The 21,528-nt window shown below is 63.0% G+C and carries 18 protein-coding genes; 10 read left to right on the forward strand and 8 right to left on the reverse strand.

Features of this window, described 5'->3' with window-relative positions:
* Positions 1 to 91 precede the first annotated feature (91 nt).
* A complete protein-coding gene (locus QEN71_RS18225; RefSeq protein WP_201659759.1) occupies positions 92 to 733 on the forward strand; it encodes a glutathione S-transferase family protein in 642 nt (213 codons plus the stop codon).
* Between the two features lie 52 nt (positions 734 to 785).
* Complete coding sequence (locus QEN71_RS18230; protein ID WP_201659756.1) at positions 786 to 2,822, forward strand: 2Fe-2S iron-sulfur cluster-binding protein; 2,037 nt, start codon at positions 786 to 788, stop codon at positions 2,820 to 2,822.
* Positions 2,823 to 2,824: 2 nt separating this feature from the next.
* Here the strand turns inward: QEN71_RS18230 and QEN71_RS18235 are convergent, their stop codons facing one another.
* The 7 genes from QEN71_RS18235 to QEN71_RS18265 form a co-directional block, all read right to left on the reverse strand.
* Positions 2,825 to 3,175, reverse strand: coding sequence for a hypothetical protein (locus QEN71_RS18235; RefSeq protein WP_233472115.1), 351 nt, complete (start codon positions 3,173 to 3,175; stop codon positions 2,825 to 2,827).
* 13 nt (positions 3,176 to 3,188) lie between these two features.
* Positions 3,189 to 3,908, reverse strand: a complete 720-nt coding sequence (locus QEN71_RS18240; RefSeq protein WP_290468213.1) for an RNA polymerase sigma factor — start codon at positions 3,906 to 3,908, stop codon at positions 3,189 to 3,191.
* Between the two features lie 20 nt (positions 3,909 to 3,928).
* Entirely contained in the window at positions 3,929 to 4,273 is a 345-nt protein-coding gene (locus QEN71_RS18245; RefSeq protein WP_201659753.1) for a cupredoxin domain-containing protein, read from the reverse strand.
* Positions 4,270 to 4,809, reverse strand: a complete 540-nt coding sequence (locus tag QEN71_RS18250; RefSeq protein WP_201659750.1) for a DUF4142 domain-containing protein — start codon at positions 4,807 to 4,809, stop codon at positions 4,270 to 4,272. The genes QEN71_RS18245 and QEN71_RS18250 overlap by 4 nt, the downstream gene beginning before the upstream one ends.
* Before the next feature lie 113 nt (positions 4,810 to 4,922).
* The gene (locus tag QEN71_RS18255) at positions 4,923 to 6,740 is read right to left on the reverse strand and encodes a chloride channel protein (RefSeq protein ID WP_201659748.1); all 1,818 of its coding nucleotides are present in this window, start codon (positions 6,738 to 6,740) and stop codon (positions 4,923 to 4,925) included.
* Between the two features lie 27 nt (positions 6,741 to 6,767).
* Complete coding sequence (locus QEN71_RS18260; RefSeq protein WP_201659745.1) at positions 6,768 to 7,181, reverse strand: MarR family winged helix-turn-helix transcriptional regulator; 414 nt, start codon at positions 7,179 to 7,181, stop codon at positions 6,768 to 6,770.
* A 102-nt stretch (positions 7,182 to 7,283) separates the two neighbouring features.
* Entirely contained in the window at positions 7,284 to 8,453 is a 1,170-nt protein-coding gene (locus QEN71_RS18265) for an HPP family protein (protein ID WP_201659742.1), read from the reverse strand.
* Positions 8,454 to 8,878: 425 nt separating this feature from the next.
* Between QEN71_RS18265 and phaP the strand changes: the two genes are divergently transcribed.
* On the forward strand, positions 8,879 to 9,298 hold the full coding sequence (phaP, locus tag QEN71_RS18270) for a phasin family protein (RefSeq protein WP_201659738.1): 420 nt from the start codon (positions 8,879 to 8,881) through the stop codon (positions 9,296 to 9,298).
* A 40-nt stretch (positions 9,299 to 9,338) separates the two neighbouring features.
* On the opposite strand, the gene QEN71_RS18275 is transcribed toward phaP, so the two are convergent.
* The gene (locus tag QEN71_RS18275) at positions 9,339 to 10,409 is read right to left on the reverse strand and encodes a zinc-binding metallopeptidase family protein (RefSeq protein WP_201659736.1); all 1,071 of its coding nucleotides are present in this window, start codon (positions 10,407 to 10,409) and stop codon (positions 9,339 to 9,341) included.
* 348 nt (positions 10,410 to 10,757) lie between these two features.
* On the opposite strand from QEN71_RS18275, the gene QEN71_RS18280 reads away from it, so the two are divergent.
* The 7 genes from QEN71_RS18280 to QEN71_RS18310 all read left to right on the forward strand — a co-directional run bounded on the left by QEN71_RS18280 (position 10,758) and on the right by QEN71_RS18310 (position 21,505).
* The gene (locus QEN71_RS18280) at positions 10,758 to 14,168 is read left to right on the forward strand and encodes a transglutaminase family protein (protein ID WP_201659733.1); all 3,411 of its coding nucleotides are present in this window, start codon (positions 10,758 to 10,760) and stop codon (positions 14,166 to 14,168) included.
* Positions 14,169 to 14,209: 41 nt separating this feature from the next.
* Complete coding sequence (locus QEN71_RS18285) at positions 14,210 to 16,822, forward strand: circularly permuted type 2 ATP-grasp protein (protein WP_201659730.1); 2,613 nt, start codon at positions 14,210 to 14,212, stop codon at positions 16,820 to 16,822.
* On the forward strand, positions 16,819 to 17,709 hold the full coding sequence (locus QEN71_RS18290; protein WP_201659727.1) for a transglutaminase family protein: 891 nt from the start codon (positions 16,819 to 16,821) through the stop codon (positions 17,707 to 17,709). Before QEN71_RS18285 ends, QEN71_RS18290 begins: the two co-directional genes overlap by 4 nt.
* Before the next feature lie 74 nt (positions 17,710 to 17,783).
* Positions 17,784 to 18,209 carry a MarR family winged helix-turn-helix transcriptional regulator gene (locus QEN71_RS18295; RefSeq protein ID WP_201659724.1) on the forward strand — a complete coding sequence of 142 codons (426 nt, stop codon included), beginning with the start codon at positions 17,784 to 17,786 and terminating at the stop codon, positions 18,207 to 18,209.
* A 60-nt stretch (positions 18,210 to 18,269) separates the two neighbouring features.
* A complete protein-coding gene (locus QEN71_RS18300) occupies positions 18,270 to 18,713 on the forward strand; it encodes a MarR family winged helix-turn-helix transcriptional regulator (RefSeq protein WP_201659721.1) in 444 nt (147 codons plus the stop codon).
* An 86-nt stretch (positions 18,714 to 18,799) separates the two neighbouring features.
* Positions 18,800 to 19,903 carry an HlyD family secretion protein gene (locus tag QEN71_RS18305; RefSeq protein ID WP_201659718.1) on the forward strand — a complete coding sequence of 368 codons (1,104 nt, stop codon included), beginning with the start codon at positions 18,800 to 18,802 and terminating at the stop codon, positions 19,901 to 19,903.
* 21 nt (positions 19,904 to 19,924) lie between these two features.
* Positions 19,925 to 21,505 (forward strand): DHA2 family efflux MFS transporter permease subunit, encoded by a 1,581-nt coding sequence (locus tag QEN71_RS18310; RefSeq protein ID WP_201659715.1) that lies wholly within the window; start codon positions 19,925 to 19,927, stop codon positions 21,503 to 21,505.
* Positions 21,506 to 21,528 lie beyond the last annotated feature (23 nt).

Genomic DNA, 21,528 nt, shown 5'->3' on the forward strand with positions numbered 1-21,528 from the left:
TGATTGTGTTTTCAAGGTTATCAGGCTTCTGCAACAAGACGGCGCGCATTAACCTTGGATTGTCCAACACCGCTGAACCACGGAGACCCGAATGCCCGCAGCCAAACCCGCTCAACCGATCCGCCTGTACACGACGCTGCTGTCGGGGCATGGGCATCGCGTGAAGCTGTTTCTGACTCTGCTCGACCTGCCGTTCGAAGTGGTCGAACTCGACATGCGCGCCGGCGACAACCGCAAGCCCGAGTATCTGGCGCTGAATCCGTTCGGGCAGGTGCCGACGATCCAGGACGGCGACGTGACGCTGTTCGATTCGAACGCGATTCTGGTCTATCTCGCGACGCGCTATGGCGACGCCTCGTGGCTGCCCAGCGATCCTTTGGGAGCCGCTGCCGTGCAGCGCTGGCTGTCGCTGGCGGCGGGGCAGATCGCGTACGGCCCGTGCGCGGCGCGGCTCGTCACCGTGTTCGGCGCGCCGCTGCATCACGAAACGGCGAAGAGCATCGCGGTGAAGCTGTTCGACGTGATCGACCGCGAACTGTCGACCAAGCCGTTCGCGGCGGGCGAGCAAGTGACGATCGCCGATATCGCCGCGCACACGTACATCGCGCATGCGCCCGAAGGCGGTGTGTCGCTCGAACCGTATCCGAACATTCGCGCGTGGCTGCGTCGCGTGGAAGCGCTGCCGCGTTTCATCGCAATGCCATCGACGAAGGCGGGGCTGCTCGCCGGATAAACAGCGCGCGGTTCCGTCCGACGCATTGACGTTTTGCCTGCAGGAGCCTGACATGTCCGATTTCATCCCTCTGAACGGCTGGGGCCTCGACACCTCGCCGTTTCACGCCGACGAACTTGCCGCTCAGCGGCTGGCGGGCGTGGACATGCAGGCGAATTCGTCGGGACGACGCGGCATCCGGCGCTCGATGCCGGATCAGCATCGCGAGTTCTTTGCGCAGCAGCCGTTCATGGTGTTCGGCGGCGTCGATGTGAGCGGGCAGCCGTGGGCGACGATACGCACGGGCACGCCGGGCTTCGTGTCGTCGCCGGATGCGAACACGTTGCGCATTCAGGGCGGCGCATTGCCCGGCGACCCGCTCGAAGGACGCTGGCAGACGGGCGCGATGATCGGCGGGCTCGGCATTCAGCCGCATACGCGGCGGCGCAATCGCATCAACGGCGTCGTGACGGCGGTGGACGGCGATGCCGTCACGCTCGAAGTGAGTCAGAGCTTCGGCAACTGCGCGAAGTACATTCAGGGCCGCGTGCCGACGTTTATCGAACGCGTTTCAGGCGATACGGCCGCGCCGCAGGAAGTCGCGGCGCAATTGAGCGACGCGGACCGCGCGCTGCTGGCTCGCGCCGACACGTTCTACATCGCGAGCGCCAATACGGCGGACGATGCGGGCCTTGCACGCGGCGCGGATGTGTCGCATCGCGGCGGCGCGCCGGGCTTCGTGCGTGTCGACGATGCCGCGACGCTTACCACGCCGGACTTCAGTGGCAACAAGTTCTTCAATACGATCGGCAATCTGCTGCACGATCCGCGCGCGGGTTTGTTGTTCATCGACTTCGCGAACGGCGATCTGCTGTATCTCGCGGTGCGCGCCGAGATCGTCTGGCAAGGGCCGGAAGTGGCCGCGTTTGAAGGCGCCGAGCGGCTGATGCGATTTCATGTGCAGGAAGTGCGGCGCAGCAAAGGCGTGTTGCCGTTTCGCTGGTCGGATGTCGACTATGCGCCGCAATTTGCCGAGGCTATTCGCAAGACGGCTGCTGCTGTATCGCCCTGGCGGAAGTTGAAAGTCGCGGCGGTTGTCGATGAGACACCGCTGGTTCGCTCGTTCTATTTCGAATCGCTGGATGGTGCGCCGCTGGCTGCATATCAGCCGGGTCAATATCTGCCGATACGCGTGCCCGTCGAAGGACGCGATGCGCCGTTGACGCGCACATACACGCTCTCAGGCGCACGCGATCCGCGCCGTTACCGGATCAGCGTGAAGCGTGAAGGCATCGCGTCGAACTGGCTGCACGACCATCTGGCCGCGGGCATGGAAATCGAAGCGATGACGCCGCGTGGCGCATTCGTCTACGACACTCAAAGCACGCGTCCCGCCGTGTTCATCTCGGCAGGCATCGGTATCACGCCGATGATTGCGATGCTCGATCATGAATTGAATGTGCGTGCGGGCAACGATGCTAAGGCAAAGCAGCTGTACTTCTTTCACGGCGCGCGCAGCGATCGCGAGCGTCCGTTCAGCGCGCATCTGAAGGATGTGGCGGCGCGTTATACGCACGTTTCCGTGCATCTTTATGACAGCGGCGGTGAAGCGAAAGACGGCATCGAAAAAGGTCGCGTGGACATCGCGGCCCTTAAGCGCGCACTGCCATTCGACGACTACGACTTCTACCTGTGCGGCCCCGAGCAGTTCATGCGCGATCTGTACGAAGGATTGCGCGCGCTGAACGTCGCCGACGAACGCATCCGTTTCGAAGCGTTCGGACCGGCCAGTGTGAAGCGCACGCCGGCTGCCGAAGAGAAAGCCGAAGTCGAAGCAGGCGGCGCGCAAGTGACGTTTGCGCGTTCGCAACGCACGATCCAATGGCTGCCGAAGCATGGCAGCCTGCTCGAATTCGCCGAGAAAAACGGCATCGATGCGCAATCGAGCTGCCGTTCAGGCATGTGCGGCACGTGCTCGACGAAAGTGCTGTCAGGCCAGGTCGCGTACGACGGCGAAGTGGAAGCCGACGTCGCAAAGGGCTGCGCGCTGATCTGCATGGCGCATCCCGTTGTCGAAGGAGAAAACGCGAGCGTGACGCTGGACTTGTGAACTTACTTGCCGGCGCCCGTCGAAGGGATGCAGGTGAGTATCAGCGAACTGCCGTTGCCCGCTTCGCCGCTCAGCATCGCGCGATGAACTTCGCGATGATCGCACGACCATTCGGCCGTGAAGTCGCGTGCGCATGACGCGCCCTGCGTCCGGTCGAGGCTCGCCTTGACGATATAGCGGCACGTCGAGCGATCGTTGCAGTGCGCCGCGAGATCGTGCGTGGAATTGCCGGACGCCGCGCCGCAATTCACGCCATATGTCGCCGATTCGATCCGTATGCGCTGCGTTTGCCCCGCCATGCAGACAACGGGAACAAGCGCGATGCCTGCGAGCAGGCTGATTCCTCGCTTCATGATGTGTCTCCCGCTATGTGCCGCGCAGTCGCGCGAGCACCGATGCGACGATGTGATCGCAATGCGCGCCGCCAAACTCGAAGAGGTCCGGCCCCAGCGTGTCGACTTCATCCGCGAGCGCGTCGCGCAACAACAGTTTCGCTCTGAAATGACGGCTGCGCACGGTGGCTTCGGGTATATCCAGGCACTGCGCGGTTTCTTCGACGCTCATCTCTTCGACAGAGCGCAACACGAACACCGTGCGAAAACCCGCAGGCAGCGCGTCGAGCTTCCGTTCGAGCAGCGCGCGAATCTCCGCGCGCGCTGCGGCCTGATCGGGGGCGTTGTAGTCGTGGGCGTTCGTCGTGTGCATGGTGGATGACATCTGCTCGTCGTCCGGACAATCGTGCAGTATGGGAACCACATTCTGTCGCCGAGCTTCACGTCGCATTCGCGCGAAGCATTCGTTCAGCACGAGCCGCGATAGCCACGTGAACAGCTTTGCATCGCCGCGAAACTGCGCAATCGATCTGTACGCGTTCAGATACGCATCCTGCAACGCGTCTTCCGCTTCGGCGTCGTTGCGCAGCGTGGCGCGCGCAAGACGATAGAGACGCCGGTTGTGACGGCGCATCAGCAGTTCGAATGCGGCGCGGTCGCCTGCTGCGATGCGGTGCGCGATTTCCAGATCGTCGTCGGGGCGTGGCGTCGTCGATGCGTCGGCCAGCGTGGCGTCCATCGTCTCCCTCTTCATGTCGCTATGCGTCATTGCCTTCATCGCGCGGGTTCTATGGTCAGTGTGCCACGCATCGTCGGATGAAAGATGCAGCGATACGTATAGCGCCCCGGCGTGCTCGCGCGATAACGCCATGACGCGTCGGGCGCGATGCTCTGCGAGTCGAAGCCCGCATCGAAGACCTTTGCATCGCTGCTCGCCGTATGCGCGACGAGATCCTTGTTGACCCACACGATCTCGTCGCCGCGATGCACGGTCAAAGCAGGCGGATTGAAGCGCATCTGCTCGATCGTCACGACATAGGTGTTCGCAAACGAAGTCGTCGCGACAACCCACAAAAACGACGCGCACATTCGCAGCGCAGCATGGCGCACGCGCTTCATTGCGCTTGCGGCAACGAGGACTGCACCATCTTCGCGTGCTCCAGATGCGCGACGAACGCGGGCCGCACCTTTACCAGCAGCGCTTTCAGTTCGGCGTTTTGTGCGGACGGAATCAACGTCTTGTCGAGCGCGTCGATCACGTTCTGGTGATACGTCACTTCATGATCGATATACGCGCGGTCGAATTTCGCGCCCTGCAGCGGCTTCAGATTCGCGATGTTCGCTGCGCCGCCCTGTTTTAGGCTGTCGCTGGTCGGATTCGTTTCGGGCTTCACGCCGAGCTTGTTCACGAGGTCGACGGCAGTCTTGTTGACGGCCGTGTGATCCTTGACCATCTGTTGCGCGAACCCCTTCACGTCTTGCGAATGCGCTTTCGATTCGGCGAGCTTGCCCGCGTCGATATCCGCCTGATTGGCGGCGACGACGATGGCGGCGATTTGTGGATCGGTTGGACCTGAGCTTTGCGCCCAGGCAGGCGCGCCTGCAAATGCGAACACAGCAAGCGCGGCAATCAGCAACCAGTGTGCGGATTTCATCTGAGCCTCCTCGACGGGCAATGCGACGTTTTCGAGGAGTTAGATGTCACGAGCCGGAAGTCTGTTTCCGGCTCGTATTTGCAGGGGTTTTACGTTGCGATAGTTGCGACGCGTCAGCTATGCGTGCGCGTCGGCGTCTTGGGCACGGGCTCGAACTGTTTCTTGCCCGACGAAAAACTCAGACGGCGGAAGCGCTCGCGCTTGTGCTCTTCTTCGAAGTGCGCAACCGATGTCTTCACGAGATCGCTGCGCGAAACGACGCCGAGCAGCTGCATCGAATCGCGATCGACGACGACGGGCAAGCGTTCGAGATCATGCACGGCAAGACGCGTTGCGATGAGACGGCAGGTTTCGTCGGGCAGTGCGACGACGGGCGAGTGATCTTTCATCACATCGGCGAGCGGCGTGTCGAGCGTGTGCTGCGTGGCGCCGTCGCGCACGGCATCGAGCGTCGCGCGATCGACGATGCCGAGCACCGCGCCGTTCTCACGCACGACAGGATACGCACGGCGCTTCTGCGTGGCGCCGAAGAACGACACGAGCGCATCGCGCACGCTGATCGTGCCGTCGATCGAATCGACCTTTTGCGTCATCACTTCGTCCACGTAATGCCGTTCGAGCGGATCGACGCCGTACTCGCGATAGATGTGATAACCGCGCCGCGCGATCTTCTCCGTCATGATCGAGCGCTTCATCACGACGGTGGCGAAGCCGTGCGCTACCAGCGTCGCGGCCAGCAGCGGCAGCAGCGCGTTGGCGTCGTGCGTGAGGCCGAAGGCGAACACGATGGCCGTCAACGGCGCACCGAGCGTCGCGCCGAGCGTCGCGGCCATGCACACGAGCGGCCACATTGCGGGTTCGCTGCCGGGCAGCACGTGGCCCAGCACGGTGCCGAGCCCCGCGCCGAGCATCAGCAGCGGCGCGAGCACGCCGCCCGACGTGCCGGAGCCGAGCGCGATCACCCAGATCACCGCCTTGACGACGAGAATCGCTATCGCCACCTGCAACGCAATGTGCTGGTGCAGCAGATCGCCGATCACGTCATAGCCGACGCCGAGCGCGCGCGGTTCGATGAAACCGCCGATGCCGACCGCGAGGCCGCCGATGGCAGGCCACCACATCCAGTGCAGCGGCAGCTTGTGAAAGAGATCTTCCGTCTTGTAGAGCGCAGCCGAGAGGCCCGACGCGAGCGCGCCCGACAACAGCCCCGCGATCACGCACCAGACGAGCGAAATGGCCGTGGGCGCTGCCGTTTGCAGCGGGAACAGCGCTTCCGTGCCGAAGAAGATCGCGCGCGCGAAGCCCGCAACAGCACATGCGAGCGCGACGGGCAAGAAGCTGCGCGGCCGCCATTCGAACAGCAGCAGTTCGACGGCGAGCAGCACGGCTGCGACGGGCGTGCCGAACACGGCCGTCATGCCCGCGGCGGCGCCCGCGACGAGCAGCGTCTTGCGTTCCGCCGACGTCACCTTTACGCACTGCGCGATAAGCGAGCCGAGCGCGCCGCCCGTCATGATGATCGGGCCTTCCGCGCCGAACGGGCCGCCGCTGCCGATCACGATGCCCGACGACAACGGCTTCAACACAGCAACCTTCGGCGACATGCGGCTCTTGCCGAACAGAATGGCTTCGATCGCTTCGGGAATGCCGTGTCCGCGAATCTTGTCGGAACCGAAGCGCGCCATCATGCCCACGATCAGACCGCCGATCACGGGAATCACGATCACCCACACGCCGAGCGTATTGCCCGCAGGCGAGCGGTCGGCGAACGAAAAGCTGCCGAAGAAGAACAGGTTCGTGAACAGATGAATCAGGCTCAGCAGCACGAATGCCGCGAGCGTGGCGAGAAATCCGATGCCTGCCGCTAGCGCTGAAATGCCGGGCAGACGCGAATTGCTGGAGAAGTCCCGCTTGTGAGAGTTGTCGCTCATGGATGCTGTGCTGCCTTGAAGCCGGAATTAAAAATCGATTTGCGGAATGGTGAACGCGCCCTTTAGCGAGCGCAGTTCAGCGCGATGCAGTTCGGCGAGGCGCGAGAGTACTTTTTCGCCGGCCTTCAGCAGATGTACTTCCACCTGACGGCGGTCGGTCTCGCTGACCTTGCGCTTGACGAGTTCGAGTGCTTCGCAGCGCGACACCAGCGCGACGACGCCGTGATGCTGCGCCTGCAGACGTTCCGCCAGTTCGCCGATGGTCGCCCACTCGCGATCGGGATAGCCCTTGATATGCAGCAGCAACAGGTATTGCAGCGGCGTAATGCCTTCGCCCTGCGCGGCCTGTTCGGAGAAACGTTCGAAGCGCCGCATCTGATAGCGAAACTCCGATAGCTGTTCGAAGTCCGCTTTATTCAACGTGCGTGTGAGAACTTTCATGTCGGTTGGCCGCGCAAGGGGGAAACGGAAAATATATCACAAAATGATACATTCGGCGATGCAGGTGCATCGCCGTTCGGAAGATTCAGTGCTGTTGGTTCGTCAGGCGGCGGGACGCTGTTGCGCCTGGGCCTGCATCTGGCTTTGCCGGTAGAGGCCCTCGATCAGATCGGACTGCGTGATGATGCCGACCAGCCGGTCGTGCTTATCGATCACGGGAATGTGGTGATGACCGTCGTCGGCGAAGAACGGCACGAGTTCGACGATCGGCGTGCCCGTCGCGACGGTGCGCACATGCGTCGTCATCACCGTGCTGACGAGCCGGCCGCGATGCGTGTCGCGCTTGAAAAGGCGCGCCGCGAGCGCTTCCATCAGACGAAGGTCCACGCTTTTCGGCTTGTTCGCCAGATCGGCGCGCGTAACGATGCCCACCACGCGTTCACGTTTGTCGATCACGGGCAGCGCCTTGATCGAATGGCGCTGCAGCAGATCGGCGGCGGCGCGCAAGGTCGTATCTGGAGAAACGCTGACGACGGGCGCCGACATCACGTCGCGGCACGCCAGTTCGCTGAACGTGCGGGCATACGCCTGCATCTGCGTTTCGCGGAACAGCGTTTCGAGATCTTCAGGATCGATGTCGAGCAGTTCGCCACGGCGATTCAGCACGGCTTCGAGATCGTCACGCGTGATGTTGCTGCTCGACGCGGGCACTTGCGGCGCGGCGGGTGCGGCGCGCGTCGCGTGCGGATAGCGATGGCCCGTCACCGCGTGATAGACGAGCGCCGCGCCCAGCAGCGCCGCCGACTGGATCAGGATCGGTTCCAGCACGAAACGGAAGCCGAGCGCGTGGATGGCCGGGCCGCCAAGCACGGCCGTCAGCGCGACCGCGCCTGACGGCGGGTGCACACAGCGAAACGCGAACATCGCGGCGATCGCCACGCCCACGGCCAGGGCCGCAGCCGCGACGGGGTCCGAGATCAGCGTCGCGCAGGCCACGCCGACCGTCGCCGAAACAAGATTCCCGCCGATGATCGACCACGGCTGCGCGAGCGGACTCGCGGGCACGCCGAACAGCAGCACGGCCGACGCGCCCATCGGTGCGACCAGCATCGGAATGTTTGCGCCCGGCCCGAGCAGCAGATGCATGCTGCCGCCCGTGAAGGCAATGCCGATCAGCGCGCCGAGAGCCGAGCGCATGCGCTCGGGCCATTTGACGTTCATTGCGGCGGGGTAAAAGCGCGCCAGCCACTGGATAAGAGGAGAACGGGTCAAGATTTTGTTCTGTAATGGGGAAAACAATAGAAGCGGGAGAATGCGGCAGGCGTACGTTAAGGGAAAAGCTATCAGAACGGAAACAACTTGTGGTCATGGATATATGCCAACGTGATATAAATCCGCCGCCAGGCCCGGCTGGCAAGGCTCGCATCGACCTGAAAACGCAGGGAAAACCCGTATCGCATGCTTTGTCGCGGTGCATCATAACGTGATATGAATTGGGGGCGGAAAGGAGGCGGCGGACCGCAGTTCCGAAGCGGGTGGAACGGGAAATGCAGCGCCAGCAGGGCGCGAGCGCACGCTGACGGCCTGCGTCGTCCGTGGCTGGCGCATTGCCGCATTAACGGGCATGATCGTGCCATGTGCCTGCTCAACCCTTCGCGGCACATATCCCACCCCACCGACGCGCCAGGAGATCAAGCATGGAACCCTTTGACGCCGCCAACCCGTTCGCCGAATTCAACAAGCTGTTCGATCAGTTCAAACTGCCCGGATTCGACGTGCCGGCCGTGATGGAAGCGCGTCGCAAGGACGTCGAGGCGCTGATTGCCGCCAACCAGACGGCCGTGCAAGGCATGCAGGCGCTCGCGCAAAAACAGGCCGAAATGCTGCGCACGACGCTGACCGAGCTTCAGGAAGCCGTGCAGAAGCAGGCGGCGTCGGGCGGCATGCCGTCGGCGCAAACGGCCGAACTCGTCCAGCAGTCGCTGCACAAGGCGCTCGCCGATATGCAGCAGCTCACGCAAGCCGCTTATCGCACGCAGGCCGATTCGTATGCGGTAATCGCGAAGCGCGTCGAAGAGAATGTCGAAGAGCTGAAGTCGCTGCTGCAGAAGAAGTAACGCGCGTTCATGGTGGGCCGCACGCGTGTGCGGCCCACGCTCATTTACGCGCGGACGCTGACGCCTGTGCGATCACGCGATGCACGAAGCGCAGCTTGTCGACGACAGGCGGCGCGAGCGTGAACGGATAGCCGTCCGGCATGCCGAGACTGCGGTTCAGGCTGTTCAGCGCATCCGTCAGCGGAAACCAGCGTTTCATCAGATTATCGAAGCTCGCTTCCTCGACGGGCGTCTGGTCCGTCAGGCGCGGCTCGTTCGGCGCGGGCGGCAGCAGCGCGAGCCCGTATGCCGTCGACGTATCCAGCACGTCGACGATCAGCAGATAGTGCGCCCACGTTTCAGCCCAGTCTTCCCACGGATGCATCGTCGCGTACGCGCTGATGAAGCGCGTGTCCCAATCGGCGGGTGCGCCGTTGGCGTAGTAGGCGTCGAGCGCTTCGCCGTAGTCGGTTTGCTCGTCGCCGAAACGCTCGCGAAACGGCTTGAGCCAGTGCGTGCCCGCAATCAGCTTCTCGAAGTAGTAATGCCCGGATTCGTGGCGAAAATGCCCGAGCAGCGTCCGATACGGCTCGCGCATATCGGTGCGCACTTTCTCGCGATGCGCATCGTCGGCTTCGGCGATATTCAGCGTGATGCGGCCGTTGTCGTGGCCCGTCATCACGGGCGCGGCAGGATCGACGTTTTCGAGGAAATCGAATTCGAGGCCGTTGTCGGGATCGGCCTGGCGCGACTCGATCGCGAGACCGAGCGCGTCGAGCGTGTAGAGCAGGCGCCGCTTCGCCGTTTCCAGCCGATACCAGTAGAGCCGGTTATTCGGCTCGGCCAAGTTCGGAATGGTGTGCGTGAGACGGCACGAGCGGCATAGCGTTTCAGGATCGTCGGCGGGCAGCATCCAGTTGCAGACGTTTTCGACTGCATAGTTGTGGCATTGACGGTACAGCTTGCCTTCGGCGTCGGGATGCAGACTGCGCCACTGGCCTTCGCCCGCATCTTCGAACGCGCTGATCTCGCGCAGTTCAGGCACGTAGCCGAGCAGCGCTTCGCAGCGTTCGCACAACACGTTTTCAAAGAACACACGCTGGTCGCATCGGTTGCAATGGAAGGCTTTCATCGCTTCAACCCGGTTGTGTCGTGCGTTAAGGGAGGTGATAAAACGGATGTGCAAGGCGCTCGCGTTCCCGCAATCTTCATGCCGCTCCGCTATAACATCGAAGGTCGCGCGCACATTGCGAGGGCGGACGGATTCACGCATGCGCCGCTTTGGTGCGTGAGCTCTGCCAACGCCGCTGCGAAACCTCTGAGCGAATCACGCGCAAAAGCATGCAGCCCAGACGTGACAACGCGATAGACACAAACGCAGTGCAAGCAGCACGCTCACGATCAACGGCATAAAGCTTGCTTTTCGCGGCTGCCCCCTGCGGTTACCCCGTTATCGGCCTTTTCAGTCCAGGAGTCCGGAGTGTCCATACGCGTCGCGCTGAACCATGTCACGCATTACCGCTATGACCGTCTCGTCGGATTGTCGCCGCAGGTCGTGCGGCTGCGTCCGGCGCCGCATTGCCGCACGCCGATCCTGTCGTACTCGATGCGCGTCGAGCCCGGGCAGCACTTCATCAACTGGCAGCAGGATGCGTTCGCGAACTATCAGGCGCGGCTCGTGTTTCCCGAGCGCACGCCCGAGTTCAAGATCACGGTCGATCTCGTCGCGGAGATGGCCGTCTACAACCCGTTCGATTTCTTTCTCGAACCCTCCGCCGAGCAGTTCCCGTTCGAGTACGCGCCCGAACTCGCCGCCGAGCTTGCGCCATACCGGATGAAGCGCGAAATGACGCCGCGTTTCGCGGAGTTCGTCGCGAGCATCGACCGCTCGCCGCGCGGCACGACCGATTTTCTCGTCGATCTGAACCAGCGCGTGCAACGCGAAATCCGCTACCTGATCCGCATGGAGCCTGGCGTGCAGACGCCCGAGGAAACGCTCGTCAACGCGTCGGGTTCGTGCCGCGATTCGGGCTGGCTGCTGGTCGAAACGCTGCGCCAACTGGGGCTCGCGGCGCGCTTCGTGTCCGGCTATCTGCTGCAGCTCGCGCCCGATACGAAGTCGCTCGATGGCCCGAGCGGCACCGAATACGATTTCACCGATCTGCACGCGTGGTGCGAAGTGTTTCTGCCCGGCGCGGGCTGGATCGGCTTCGATCCGACTTCGGGTTTGCTCGCGGGCGAAGGCCATATTCCCGTGGCGTGCACACCGGAGCCGGGCAGCGCCGCGCCGATTTCAGGCGCCGTCGACGAATCCGAAGTCGAATTCGCGCACGCGATGTCGATCACGCGCGTGCTTGAATCGCCGCGCGTCACGAAGCCTTATACGGAAGCCGCGTGGGACCGCGTGCTGACGATGGGCGCGCATGTCGACAGCCGGCTCGATGCGATGGACGTGCGCCTGACGATGGGCGGCGAGCCGACTTTCGTCTCGGTGCGCGACCGCGATGCCGCCGAATGGAACACCGACGCGCTCGGCCCGACCAAGCGCGCGTACGCCGTCGCGCTGATGGACAAGCTGCGCGCGTACTACGGCGCGAATGGCTTTCTGCATATCGGGCAGGGCAAGTGGTATCCGGGCGAGCAATTGCCGCGCTGGGCGCTGTCGCTATATTGGCGCGCGGATGGCGAGGCGTGCTGGCGCGACCCGACACTGTTCGCCGACGAGCGCAGTCCCGGTTACTACACAGCCGACGACGCGCAGCGCTTTCTCAACGTGCTCGCAGGCAAGCTGTCGGTGGACAGCCAGTATGTGCAGGCGGGCTACGAGGACACATGGTACTACTTGTGGCGCGAGCGCCGTTTGCCCGTCAACGTCGATCCATTCGATTCGCGCCTCGAAGACGAAATGGAGCGCGTGCGCCTGCGGCGCGTGTTCGACGCGGGGTTGTCCGGCGTGACGGGATATGTACTGCCGATTGCGCGAGACGAAATTGATAAAGGCTGGACAAGCGGCGCGTGGTTCTTCCGCGACGACCGCATGTATCTGATTCCCGGCGATTCGCCGATGGGCTATCGCTTGCCGCTCGATTCGCTGCCGTGGGTGTCGAAGGCCGACTATCCGTATCAGCATGCGCACGATCCGTTCGCGGAAGCGATGCCGCTGCGTACGTCGGCGGAATTGCGGATGCAGTATGACGGCGTGTCGAAGGACGATGCGCCACGCGGTGCATCCGCACGCGCAACGGGCACAGGCATCGGCACAGCGCCGCAAGACCGCGTTCCCGAGCACGGCGAATCGGCGTCGTCGGTGATTCGCACGGCGTTGTGCGTCGAGGCGCGCAATCCGGCGCGCGCAGCAGGCCCGAAAGTGGAAGCGGACTCGATGAGCGATGGCCGCGCGCTGCTGCATGTCTTCATGCCGCCGCTGACCGAACTCGACGATTATCTCGATCTGCTCGCCGCCGTCGAAGCGACAGCCGCCGAACTGCACATGCAGGTTGTTATCGAAGGCTATCCGCCGCCGCGCGATCCGGGTCTCAAGGTGCTGCAGGTGACACCCGATCCCGGCGTGATCGAAGTGAACATTCATCCTGCGAAGAACTGGAACGAACTCGTCGATCACACCGAGTTTCTGTACAACGCCGCGCACGAGTCGTATCTGAGCACGGAGAAGTTCATGCTCGACGGCCGTCACGCGGGCACGGGTGGCGGCAATCACTTCGTGCTCGGCGGTGCGACGCCCGTCGATAGCCCGTTCCTGCGCCGTCCCGATCTGCTCGCGAGCCTCGTCGCGTACTGGCACAACCATCCGTCGCTGTCGTATCTGTTTTCCGGGCTGTTCATCGGCCCGACGAGCCAGGCGCCGCGCATCGACGAAGCACGCAACGACCAGGTCTACGAACTCGAACTCGCGTTCGACGAACTGCAACGGCAGATCGATCTGCTCGGCGGCAGGGAGAGTGCGCAACTGCCGCCGTGGATGATCGACCGCGCGCTGCGCAACATCCTGATCGACGTGACGGGCAATACGCACCGCGCCGAGTTCTGTATCGACAAACTTTATTCGCCCGATGGTCCGACAGGCCGCCTCGGTCTGCTCGAACTACGCGGCTTCGAAATGCCGCCGCATGCGCGCATGAGTCTCGTGCAGCAACTGCTGCTGCGCGCGCTCGTCGCGAAGTTCTGGCAGAAGCCGTACACGACGCGCCTCACGCGCTGGGGCACGGAACTGCACGACCGCTTCCTGCTCGGCACCTTCGTGCAGATGGATTTCGATGACGTGCTCGCCGATCTGCGCGATGCAGGCTTTGCATTCGACAGCGAATGGTTCGCGCCGCACTTCGCGTTCCGCTTTCCGGCTATCGGCGAAATGCATGCGAACGGTTTGTCGCTCGCGATCAGCGGCGCGCTGGAACCGTGGCACGTGATGGGCGAGGAGGGCGCGGCGGGCGGCACGGTGCGCTATGTCGATTCGTCGGTGGAGCGGCTCGAAGTGAAGGTGCTTGGGCTGAACGACAACCGTCATCGCGTGAGCGTCAACGGTGTGACCTTGCCGTTGCAACCGACGGGCCGCGTCAGCGAATTCGTCGCGGGCGTGCGCTTCCGCGCATGGCAGCAGTCGTCGTCGCTGCATCCTACGATTGGTGTGCACGCGCCGCTGACGTTCGATGTCGTCGATATGTGGACGGGGCGCTCGATCGGCGGATGCCAGTATCATGTCGCTCATCCCGGCGGACGCAACTATCAGACGTTCCCGGTGAATGCGTACGAAGCGGAAAGCCGGCGTCGCGCGCGCTTCTTCACGACGGGCCACACGCCGGGTGCGTTGGCTGTCGAAGATGCGCCGCGCAGCCAGGAGTTTCCGTTCACGCTGGATTTGCGGCACTGGTAAGCCGCTATTGAAACCAACAACGACAGACTCGCGACGACATCTTGGCCTTTCAATCGACTTTTCCGTTCGAAGCGGCAGCAGGCCATCCGGACGCTCTCGCGTTGCTGCGCACGCTGCCGCTGCTGGACGTGCGCGAGGGCCACTGGGACGAATTGCGCGATGCGTCGGGCCTGCTGCGCGAACCGTGGCGGCGCTTTTTCGAACTGCTCGGCGAGGAAGGCGTCGCGGGTCTGGAGCCGGGGCGCGCGTCCATCGCGCAACAGGTGCGCGACAACGACATCACGTACAACGTCTACGCGGATAAGGGCGAGCCGCGTCCGTGGTCGCTCGACTTACTGCCGTTCATCATCGATGAAGACGAATGGGCGCATATCGAGCGCGGCGTGAAGCAGCGCGCGAAGCTGCTCAACGCGATCGTCGCCGATGTGTATGGGGCGCAGAAGCTGTTGCTGCAAAGCAAGCTGCCGCCCGCGCTGGTGTTCGGGCATCCCGGTTATCTGCGCGCCGTGAAGGGCTTCGAGCCACAGGGCGGCCAGTTCCTGCAGGTAGTCGGCGTCGATCTGGCGCGTGCGCCGAACGGTGAATGGACGGTCGTCTCGCATCGTACGGAAGTGCCGTCGGGCCTTGGATATGCGCTCGAAAACCGCATGATCGTGTCGAACGTTTTCGCCGATGCGTTCCGCGAAATGCGCGTGAGCCGGCTCGCGCCTACGTTTTCTACGCTGATCGCGACGCTCGCCGAATGGGCGCGCGCGACGATGCGCGACGGCAACACGGACAGCGCGCCGCATATCGCGTTGCTCACGCCGGGGCCGTTCGCGGAGACCTATTTCGAGCATGCGTTTCTCGCGCGCTATCTGGGCGTGACGCTCGTCGAAGGCAAAGACCTGACGGTGCGCAACGACATGCTGTATCTGAAGACGCTGACGGGACTCGAGCGCGTGCATGTCGTGGTGCGCCGTCTCGACGATGCGTTCTGCGATCCCGTCGAACTGCGCGCCGATTCGACGATCGGCGTGCCCGGTCTGTTGCAGGTGATGCGCGCGGGCAATGTGATCGTGTCGAACGTGCCGGGTTCGGGTTTTCTCGAATCGCCTGCAATGCATGGTTTTTTGCCGGGTATCGCGCAGACGTTGCTCAACGAGCCGCTGCTGCTCAACGGCGTGTCGACATGGTGGTGCGGCGAAGAAGCCGCGCGCGAGCACGCGTTCGCGAACATGGACGAAGCGTTTCTGCAACCGACGTGGCCTGCGCGCAAGCCTGACGGTCCGCCTGGGATGGCGCAGGGCGCGCAGCGGCTCGACGGGTGGAAGAGCCGAATCGAGCGCGCGCCCGATGCGTTCACGATCCAGCAGCCGCTGCCGTATTCGTGCACGCCGCGCTATGAAGACGGCACGCTCGGCAATCGTCCGGGCGTGCTGCGGGCGATCGCCGTCGCTGATGTAAACGGCGACTGGCATGTGCTGCCCGGCGGCTTCACGCGTCTCGCAGGGGAGCGGCAGTCGTCGGTGTCGATGCAGTTCGGCGGCAGTAGCGTCGATACGTGGGTGCTGTCGAGTCAGCCCAATTCGACGTTCACACTATTACCGTCGCCGCTCGAACCCGCCGATCTCGCGCGCAAGCATCGCACGGTGTCGAGCCGCGCTGCGGAGAATCTGTTCTGGAGCGGCCGTTACGGCGAGCGCGCGGAAAACAACGTGCGGCTGTTGCGGCTGATACTCGGCTCGCTGGAAAGCAATGGCGCGGACACGATGTTCGCGACGCTTGCCGAACTCGCGCTGCAATTCGGTCTCGTGCAACCGGGCGATATCGTCGCGGGACAATCGTTGCAGGCGTTCGAGCGCACGCTGGTCGCGAATCTGCACGAAAACACGGGCGCTTACAGCATCGGGCAAAACCTCGCGAGCCAGGCGCGCGCGAGCGGCGAGATACGCGGGCGGCTGTCGAACGATCACTGGCGCATCACGCTCGCGGCGCGCAACGACTTCCGCGACGCGTTGCACGAACTGACGCCCGCTGCGGCAGTGTCGTCGAATGCGTCGTCGCGCGGCAAGGCGCGCTACAACCGCGTCTCGCTGATGAACGCGCTCGAACATCTCGCCACGCAACTGGCCGCGATCAGCGGCGCGCAAGGCGACCGCATGACGCGTGACGAAGCGTGGCGACTGATGTTCGCGGGCCGCCATATCGAACGCGTGTGGGCGATGACATCGATACTGCGCGTCGTCGCGATGCAGCGTCAGCTTGCGACGCCCGCCGCGTTCGATCTGCTGCTGCAACTGTTCGACAGCACGCTCACATATAGGTCGCTGTATCCGGGGCGGCTGGAGGTGCCCGCGCTGATCGATCTGCTCGTGATCGAGCCGACCAATCCGCGCGGACTGTACGGCGTGTACGCGCGCTTGCGCTCGAAGCTCGACGATATTTCGCGGGCGGCGGACGGCGCGCGGCATCGTCCGTTCAGCGATATGCTGCCGGCTGCGAATACGTTGCCGTCGCTCGAACAGTTGTGCACGACGGACGGCAACGGTCTGTATACGGAGTTGATCGCGCTGTGCGACCGGCTCGCGATGAACGTGACGGCCGCCGCCAATGAAATCAGCGCGCGCTATTTCAGCCACGCGAACACGCTCGCGGCGCAGGTGTCGTCATGAAAGACGCGCAAACGCTGCTGTCCGTGTCGCATCGCACGACCTATCACTATTCGACGCTCGTCGAAACCGCGCAGCATCTCGCGACGATTCGTCCGCTTGCGTGCGCGTGGCAGCGCGTGGTCGCGCATACGGAACGCATCGAGCCGGCGCCTTCGTATCTGCATAGCCGCATCGATGCCTTCGGCAACGACGTGCTGTATTTCGCGCTCGATGCGCCGCACGAACGCCTGCAGATGGTCAGCGAAACGACCGTTCAACTCGTGCCGCGCTGGACCGATCTCGATTCCGACGCGACGCCTGCGTGGGAAGACGTTGCGGATTCGATGCGGTTTCGCGCGGGCGGCGCGTGTCATCCGCAAGTCGAGTTCTGTTTTGCGTCGCCGAATATCGCGCTCAAACCCGCGTTGCGCGACTACGCGCTGCGCAGCTTTCGTCCTGGCACGCCGATCGTCGCGGGCGCGATCGACCTGATGCACCGCATTCACGCGGATTTCGACTACAAACCGTCCGCGACGATGTTCGATACGCCCGCCGAACGTGCGTTCGATATGAAGAGCGGCGTCTGTCAGGACTTCGCGCAGGTGATGATCGGCTGTCTGCGCGCGCTCGGGTTGCCGGCGCGCTACGTCAGTGGCTATCTGCGCAACGATCCGCCGCCGGGCCAGCCGCGTCTCATTGGCGCAGACGCGTCGCATGCGTGGGTGTCGGTGCATTGCCCGCAAAGCGGCTGGATCGATCTGGACCCAACGAACGACGTTCTCGCCGACATGGATCACGTCACGCTCGCGATCGGCCGCGATTACAGCGACGTTTCGCTGCTGCGCGGCATGATTCTTGGCGGCGGCGCGCATCGCGTGGACGTGGCTGTCAGTGTGTTGGCGTTATGAGCAACAAAGAATTCCAGTTTGTGTGCTGCGCTGCGATTTGACAGCGTGCATACGCACATATAGACTTCCTTCCCATGAGCAAGCCCATTTCACATGACGATTGCAACTGTTTCGCGCTGCGCCAGGCGGCGCGGTACGTGACGCAAATCTACGAGCGACATCTCGGCGAAGTCGGCCTGACGGCGGCGCAGTTCACGATCGTCGCCAAGCTTGCGCGCAAGCCGGGTCTGACGATGCTCGAACTGGCGGACTCGATGGTGATGGAACGCACCACGCTTGTGCGTGCGCTCAAGCCGTTGCAGCGTGATGGTCTTGTTCTTAGCGAATCGTCGGAACATGACGGCCGCACGTTTCAGTTCAGCCTGTCGAAAGCGGGCAAGGAAACCTTCGAGCAGGCCGCGCTTGCATGGCGTGCAGCGCAGGAAGAATTCGAAAGCAAGTTCGGACGCAGCCGCGCGAAAGCATTGCGCGCCGAACTGTTCAATCTGACGTCTTCATAATCCCGTTGTCTTTTGTGCGTCGCGAGACGCATCCGACGAAATCGATTCAATGGTGTGCATATGCACGTAGAGTCCGGAACGGAAGAAATACAGGTGTCGCCGGAAGACGATTGCTTTGCGATCCGGCAGGCGGCGCGCTTTGTGACCCAGCTTTACGACCGCCATCTCGGCCAGGTCGGCCTGAAGACGACGCAGTTCTCGATCATGATCCACCTGCGTTATCGCAAGTGGATGACGATGAAGGAACTCGCCGATTCGATGGTGATGGAACGAACCACGCTGGTCCGCGCGATCCAGCCGCTGCAACGCGACGGACTTGTCTTCACGGAAGCATCGCGCAGCAATCGCCGCGTGTTGACCGTGATGCTGACGACGGCGGGCGAAGAACGCTTGAAAGCAGCGCGCGAGCATTGGCATGCAGCGCAGAACGAGTTCGAGCAGCGCTTCGGAACGCAGCGTGCTGCGAATCTGCGCGAAGAACTGTTCGACATGACGAAGCGATAACGCTCAAGAAGTGCAGCAAAAAAGCAGGCGCTTCTGAGCGCTTTTTTTCAACGTTTCTCAGTGCATACGCACACGCAAATACAGCCATGTCTACCACTCCTTCCATTGCACCGCCCGCCGTCGCCGGCGCCGCAAAACAGACACGCAGCATTCCGTGGATGCGTCTGGCGGTGATCTCCGTGATCGTCGTGGTCGCGGCCGCCGTTTCGTACTGGTTCTTCGTGGGCCGTTTTGTCGAAACCACAGACGACGCCTACGTTGGCGGCGACGTCACCGTGCTCGCGCCGAAAGTGAACGGCTTCGTCGACGACGTGCTGGTGCAGGACAACCAGTACGTGAAAGCAGGTCAGGTGCTGATCCGCCTCGATTCGCGCGATTACGATGCGCGTCTCGCGCAGGCCAACGCGGAAGTCGCGAGCGCGGAAGCGTCGGTGACGGAGTTGGAAGCGAAGAAGTCGCTGCAACTCGCGACGATCAACGAACAGTCCGCCGAAGTGCGCGCGTCGAATGCGGAACTCACGCGCAGCGCGTCGGATTCGGTGCGTTATCGCCAGCTGGTGAAAGACGATGCCGTATCGAACCAGGTCGTCGAACGTGCTGATGCCGATCTCGCGAAAGCCCATGCATCGGTGGATCGCAGCAGTGCGGCACTGACGGCCGCGCAACGTCAGCTAAGCGTGCTCGACGCACAGATCAACGACGCACACGCTCGCGTTGCAACCGCAGTGGCGGCGCAACGGGTCGCCGCGCTGAACGTCGAGTACACGACGATCCGCGCACCGATCGACGGCTACGTCGGCAATCGCACGGCGCGTGTCGGCGTGCTCGCGAATATCGGCGTGTCGCTGTTGACGGTCGTGCCCGCGAGCGGTCTGTGGATCGACGCGAACTTCAAGGAAGACCAGCTGAAGAAGATGAAAGTCGGCGATACCGTCGACGTCGATCTGGATGCGTCGAGCCGTCGTATCGAAGGCGTGGTCGAAAGTCTCGCGCCGGCAACGGGCGCAACTTTCAGCGTGCTGCCCGCCGAGAACGCCACCGGCAACTTCACGAAGATCGTGCAGCGTGTGCCCGTTCGTGTGCGCCTCACTGTGCCGAAGGACATGCAAGGCGTGCTGCGTCCCGGTCTCTCTGCGACGGTGAAAGTGCATCTGCGCGCCGACGGCGATCACACAAGCTCGGCTTCGTAATCCACGGACGCGGCGAACATCATGAGCAAGACGACTTCCGCTCCCATGAACCCGGCCGATCTGCCGACCGCAACCAAAGTCTTCGCGTTCTCGCTGCTGTGCCTCGGCTTCTTCATGGCGACGCTCGATATCCAGATCGTGGCATCGTCGCTGAAGGATATCGGCGGCGGCTTGTCCGCGAGCCAGGACGAACTCTCCTGGGTGCAGACTTCGTATCTGATCGCCGAAATCATGGTGATTCCGATGACGGGCTGGCTCACGCGCGTGTTCTCGACGCGCTGGGTGTTCGCGTTCTCCGCGTTCGGCTTCACGGTGACGAGCATGCTGTGCGGACTCGCGTGGGACATCAACTCGATGATCCTGTTTCGCGGCCTGCAAGGCGCGCTCGGCGCAGCGATGATTCCCACGGTCTTCACGACTGCGTTCATGCTGTTTCCGGGCAAGCAGCGCATCATCGCCGCGACGACGATCGGCGCGCTCGCATCGCTTGCACCGACCATCGGCCCCGTAATCGGCGGCTGGATCACCGATCAATGGTCATGGCACTGGCTGTTCTATCTGAACCTCGTTCCGGGCGTGCTGGTGACGGTGCTCGTGCCGCGTTACGTCGACGTCGATCGCGCCGATATTTCGCTGCTCAAGAGCGGCGATTATCTCGGCATCGTTTTGATGTCAGGCTTTCTCGGCTGCCTCGAATATGTGCTCGAAGAAGGCCCGCGCAAGAACTGGTTCGGCGACGACGTCATTCTGTTTTGTGCGTGGATCTGTGCGATCTGCGGCTTTCTGTTTCTCGTGCATGCATTCACCGCGAAAGAGCCGATCGTCGATCTGCGCGCACTCGCGATCCGCAACTTCGGCATCGGCAGTCTGCTGTCGTTCATTACGGGCATCGGCCTGTTCTGCACGGTGTTTCTGACGCCTGTGTTTCTCTCGCGTGTGCGCGGTTTCGATTCGCTGCAGATCGGTATCGCGCTGCTGTCGGTGGGCTGCGCGCAACTGGTCGCGTTGACTGTGTATTCGCGCCTCGCACGTTTCGTCGATATGCGGCTGCTGATGGTGTTCGGCCTGATCTGCTTCGGCGTCGGCTGCTATCTGTATGTGCCGCTGACGAACCAGTGGGGCTGGCATGAACTGCTGATTCCGCAGGTGCTGCGCGGCGTCGGCCAGCAGTTCTGCGTGCCGCCCATCGTGACGATGGCGCTCGGTTCGCTGCCGCCTTCTCGCCTCAAGTCGGCAAGCGGTCTGTTCAATCTGATGCGCAATCTGGGCGGCGCAATCGGCATCGCCGTGTGCAGCACGATGCTCAACGACCGTCTGAACCTGCATTACGAACGGCTCGACGAACATGTGACGGCAGGCCGTCCCGTTGTTGAAGACATTCTGCGCAATCAGGCCGCGCATTTCGCGGCTGTCGGCGGGGACATGCTCAACGGCGCATCCGCGGGCCTCTCATCGCTGCACGCGCTGATGATGCGCGAAGCGCTCGTGCTGACCTTCTCCGACACGTTCCTCGCGGTCTCGCTGTGTTTCGCGGTGGGACTCGTCAGCGTGCTGTTTTCGCGGCCTTTCGGCAATACCGCGCCGCCGCCCGATGCGCACTGACATGCAAGCGAACACATCAACCA

This window comes from Paraburkholderia sabiae (assembly GCF_030412785.1).
Taxonomy (GTDB): Bacteria; Pseudomonadota; Gammaproteobacteria; order Burkholderiales; family Burkholderiaceae; genus Paraburkholderia; species Paraburkholderia sabiae.

Bases quoted from the DNA above. Each gene is read 5' to 3' on its own strand.
- QEN71_RS18225 (WP_201659759.1), top strand. From the start codon at position 92: ATGCCCGCAGCCAAACCCGCTCAACCGATCCGCCTGTACACGACGCTG.
- QEN71_RS18230 (WP_201659756.1), top strand. From the start codon at position 786: ATGTCCGATTTCATCCCTCTGAACGGCTGGGGCCTCGACACCTCGCCG.
- QEN71_RS18235 (WP_233472115.1), bottom strand. From the start codon at position 3,175: ATGAAGCGAGGAATCAGCCTGCTCGCAGGCATCGCGCTTGTTCCCGTT.
- QEN71_RS18240 (WP_290468213.1), bottom strand. From the start codon at position 3,908: ATGAAGAGGGAGACGATGGACGCCACGCTGGCCGACGCATCGACGACG.
- QEN71_RS18245 (WP_201659753.1), bottom strand. From the start codon at position 4,273: ATGAAGCGCGTGCGCCATGCTGCGCTGCGAATGTGCGCGTCGTTTTTG.
- QEN71_RS18250 (WP_201659750.1), bottom strand. From the start codon at position 4,809: ATGAAATCCGCACACTGGTTGCTGATTGCCGCGCTTGCTGTGTTCGCA.
- QEN71_RS18255 (WP_201659748.1), bottom strand. From the start codon at position 6,740: ATGAGCGACAACTCTCACAAGCGGGACTTCTCCAGCAATTCGCGTCTG.
- QEN71_RS18260 (WP_201659745.1), bottom strand. From the start codon at position 7,181: ATGAAAGTTCTCACACGCACGTTGAATAAAGCGGACTTCGAACAGCTA.
- phaP (WP_201659738.1), top strand. From the start codon at position 8,879: ATGGAACCCTTTGACGCCGCCAACCCGTTCGCCGAATTCAACAAGCTG.
- QEN71_RS18275 (WP_201659736.1), bottom strand. From the start codon at position 10,409: ATGAAAGCCTTCCATTGCAACCGATGCGACCAGCGTGTGTTCTTTGAA.
- QEN71_RS18290 (WP_201659727.1), top strand. From the start codon at position 16,819: ATGAAAGACGCGCAAACGCTGCTGTCCGTGTCGCATCGCACGACCTAT.
- QEN71_RS18295 (WP_201659724.1), top strand. From the start codon at position 17,784: ATGAGCAAGCCCATTTCACATGACGATTGCAACTGTTTCGCGCTGCGC.
- QEN71_RS18300 (WP_201659721.1), top strand. From the start codon at position 18,270: ATGCACGTAGAGTCCGGAACGGAAGAAATACAGGTGTCGCCGGAAGAC.
- QEN71_RS18305 (WP_201659718.1), top strand. From the start codon at position 18,800: ATGTCTACCACTCCTTCCATTGCACCGCCCGCCGTCGCCGGCGCCGCA.
- QEN71_RS18310 (WP_201659715.1), top strand. From the start codon at position 19,925: ATGAGCAAGACGACTTCCGCTCCCATGAACCCGGCCGATCTGCCGACC.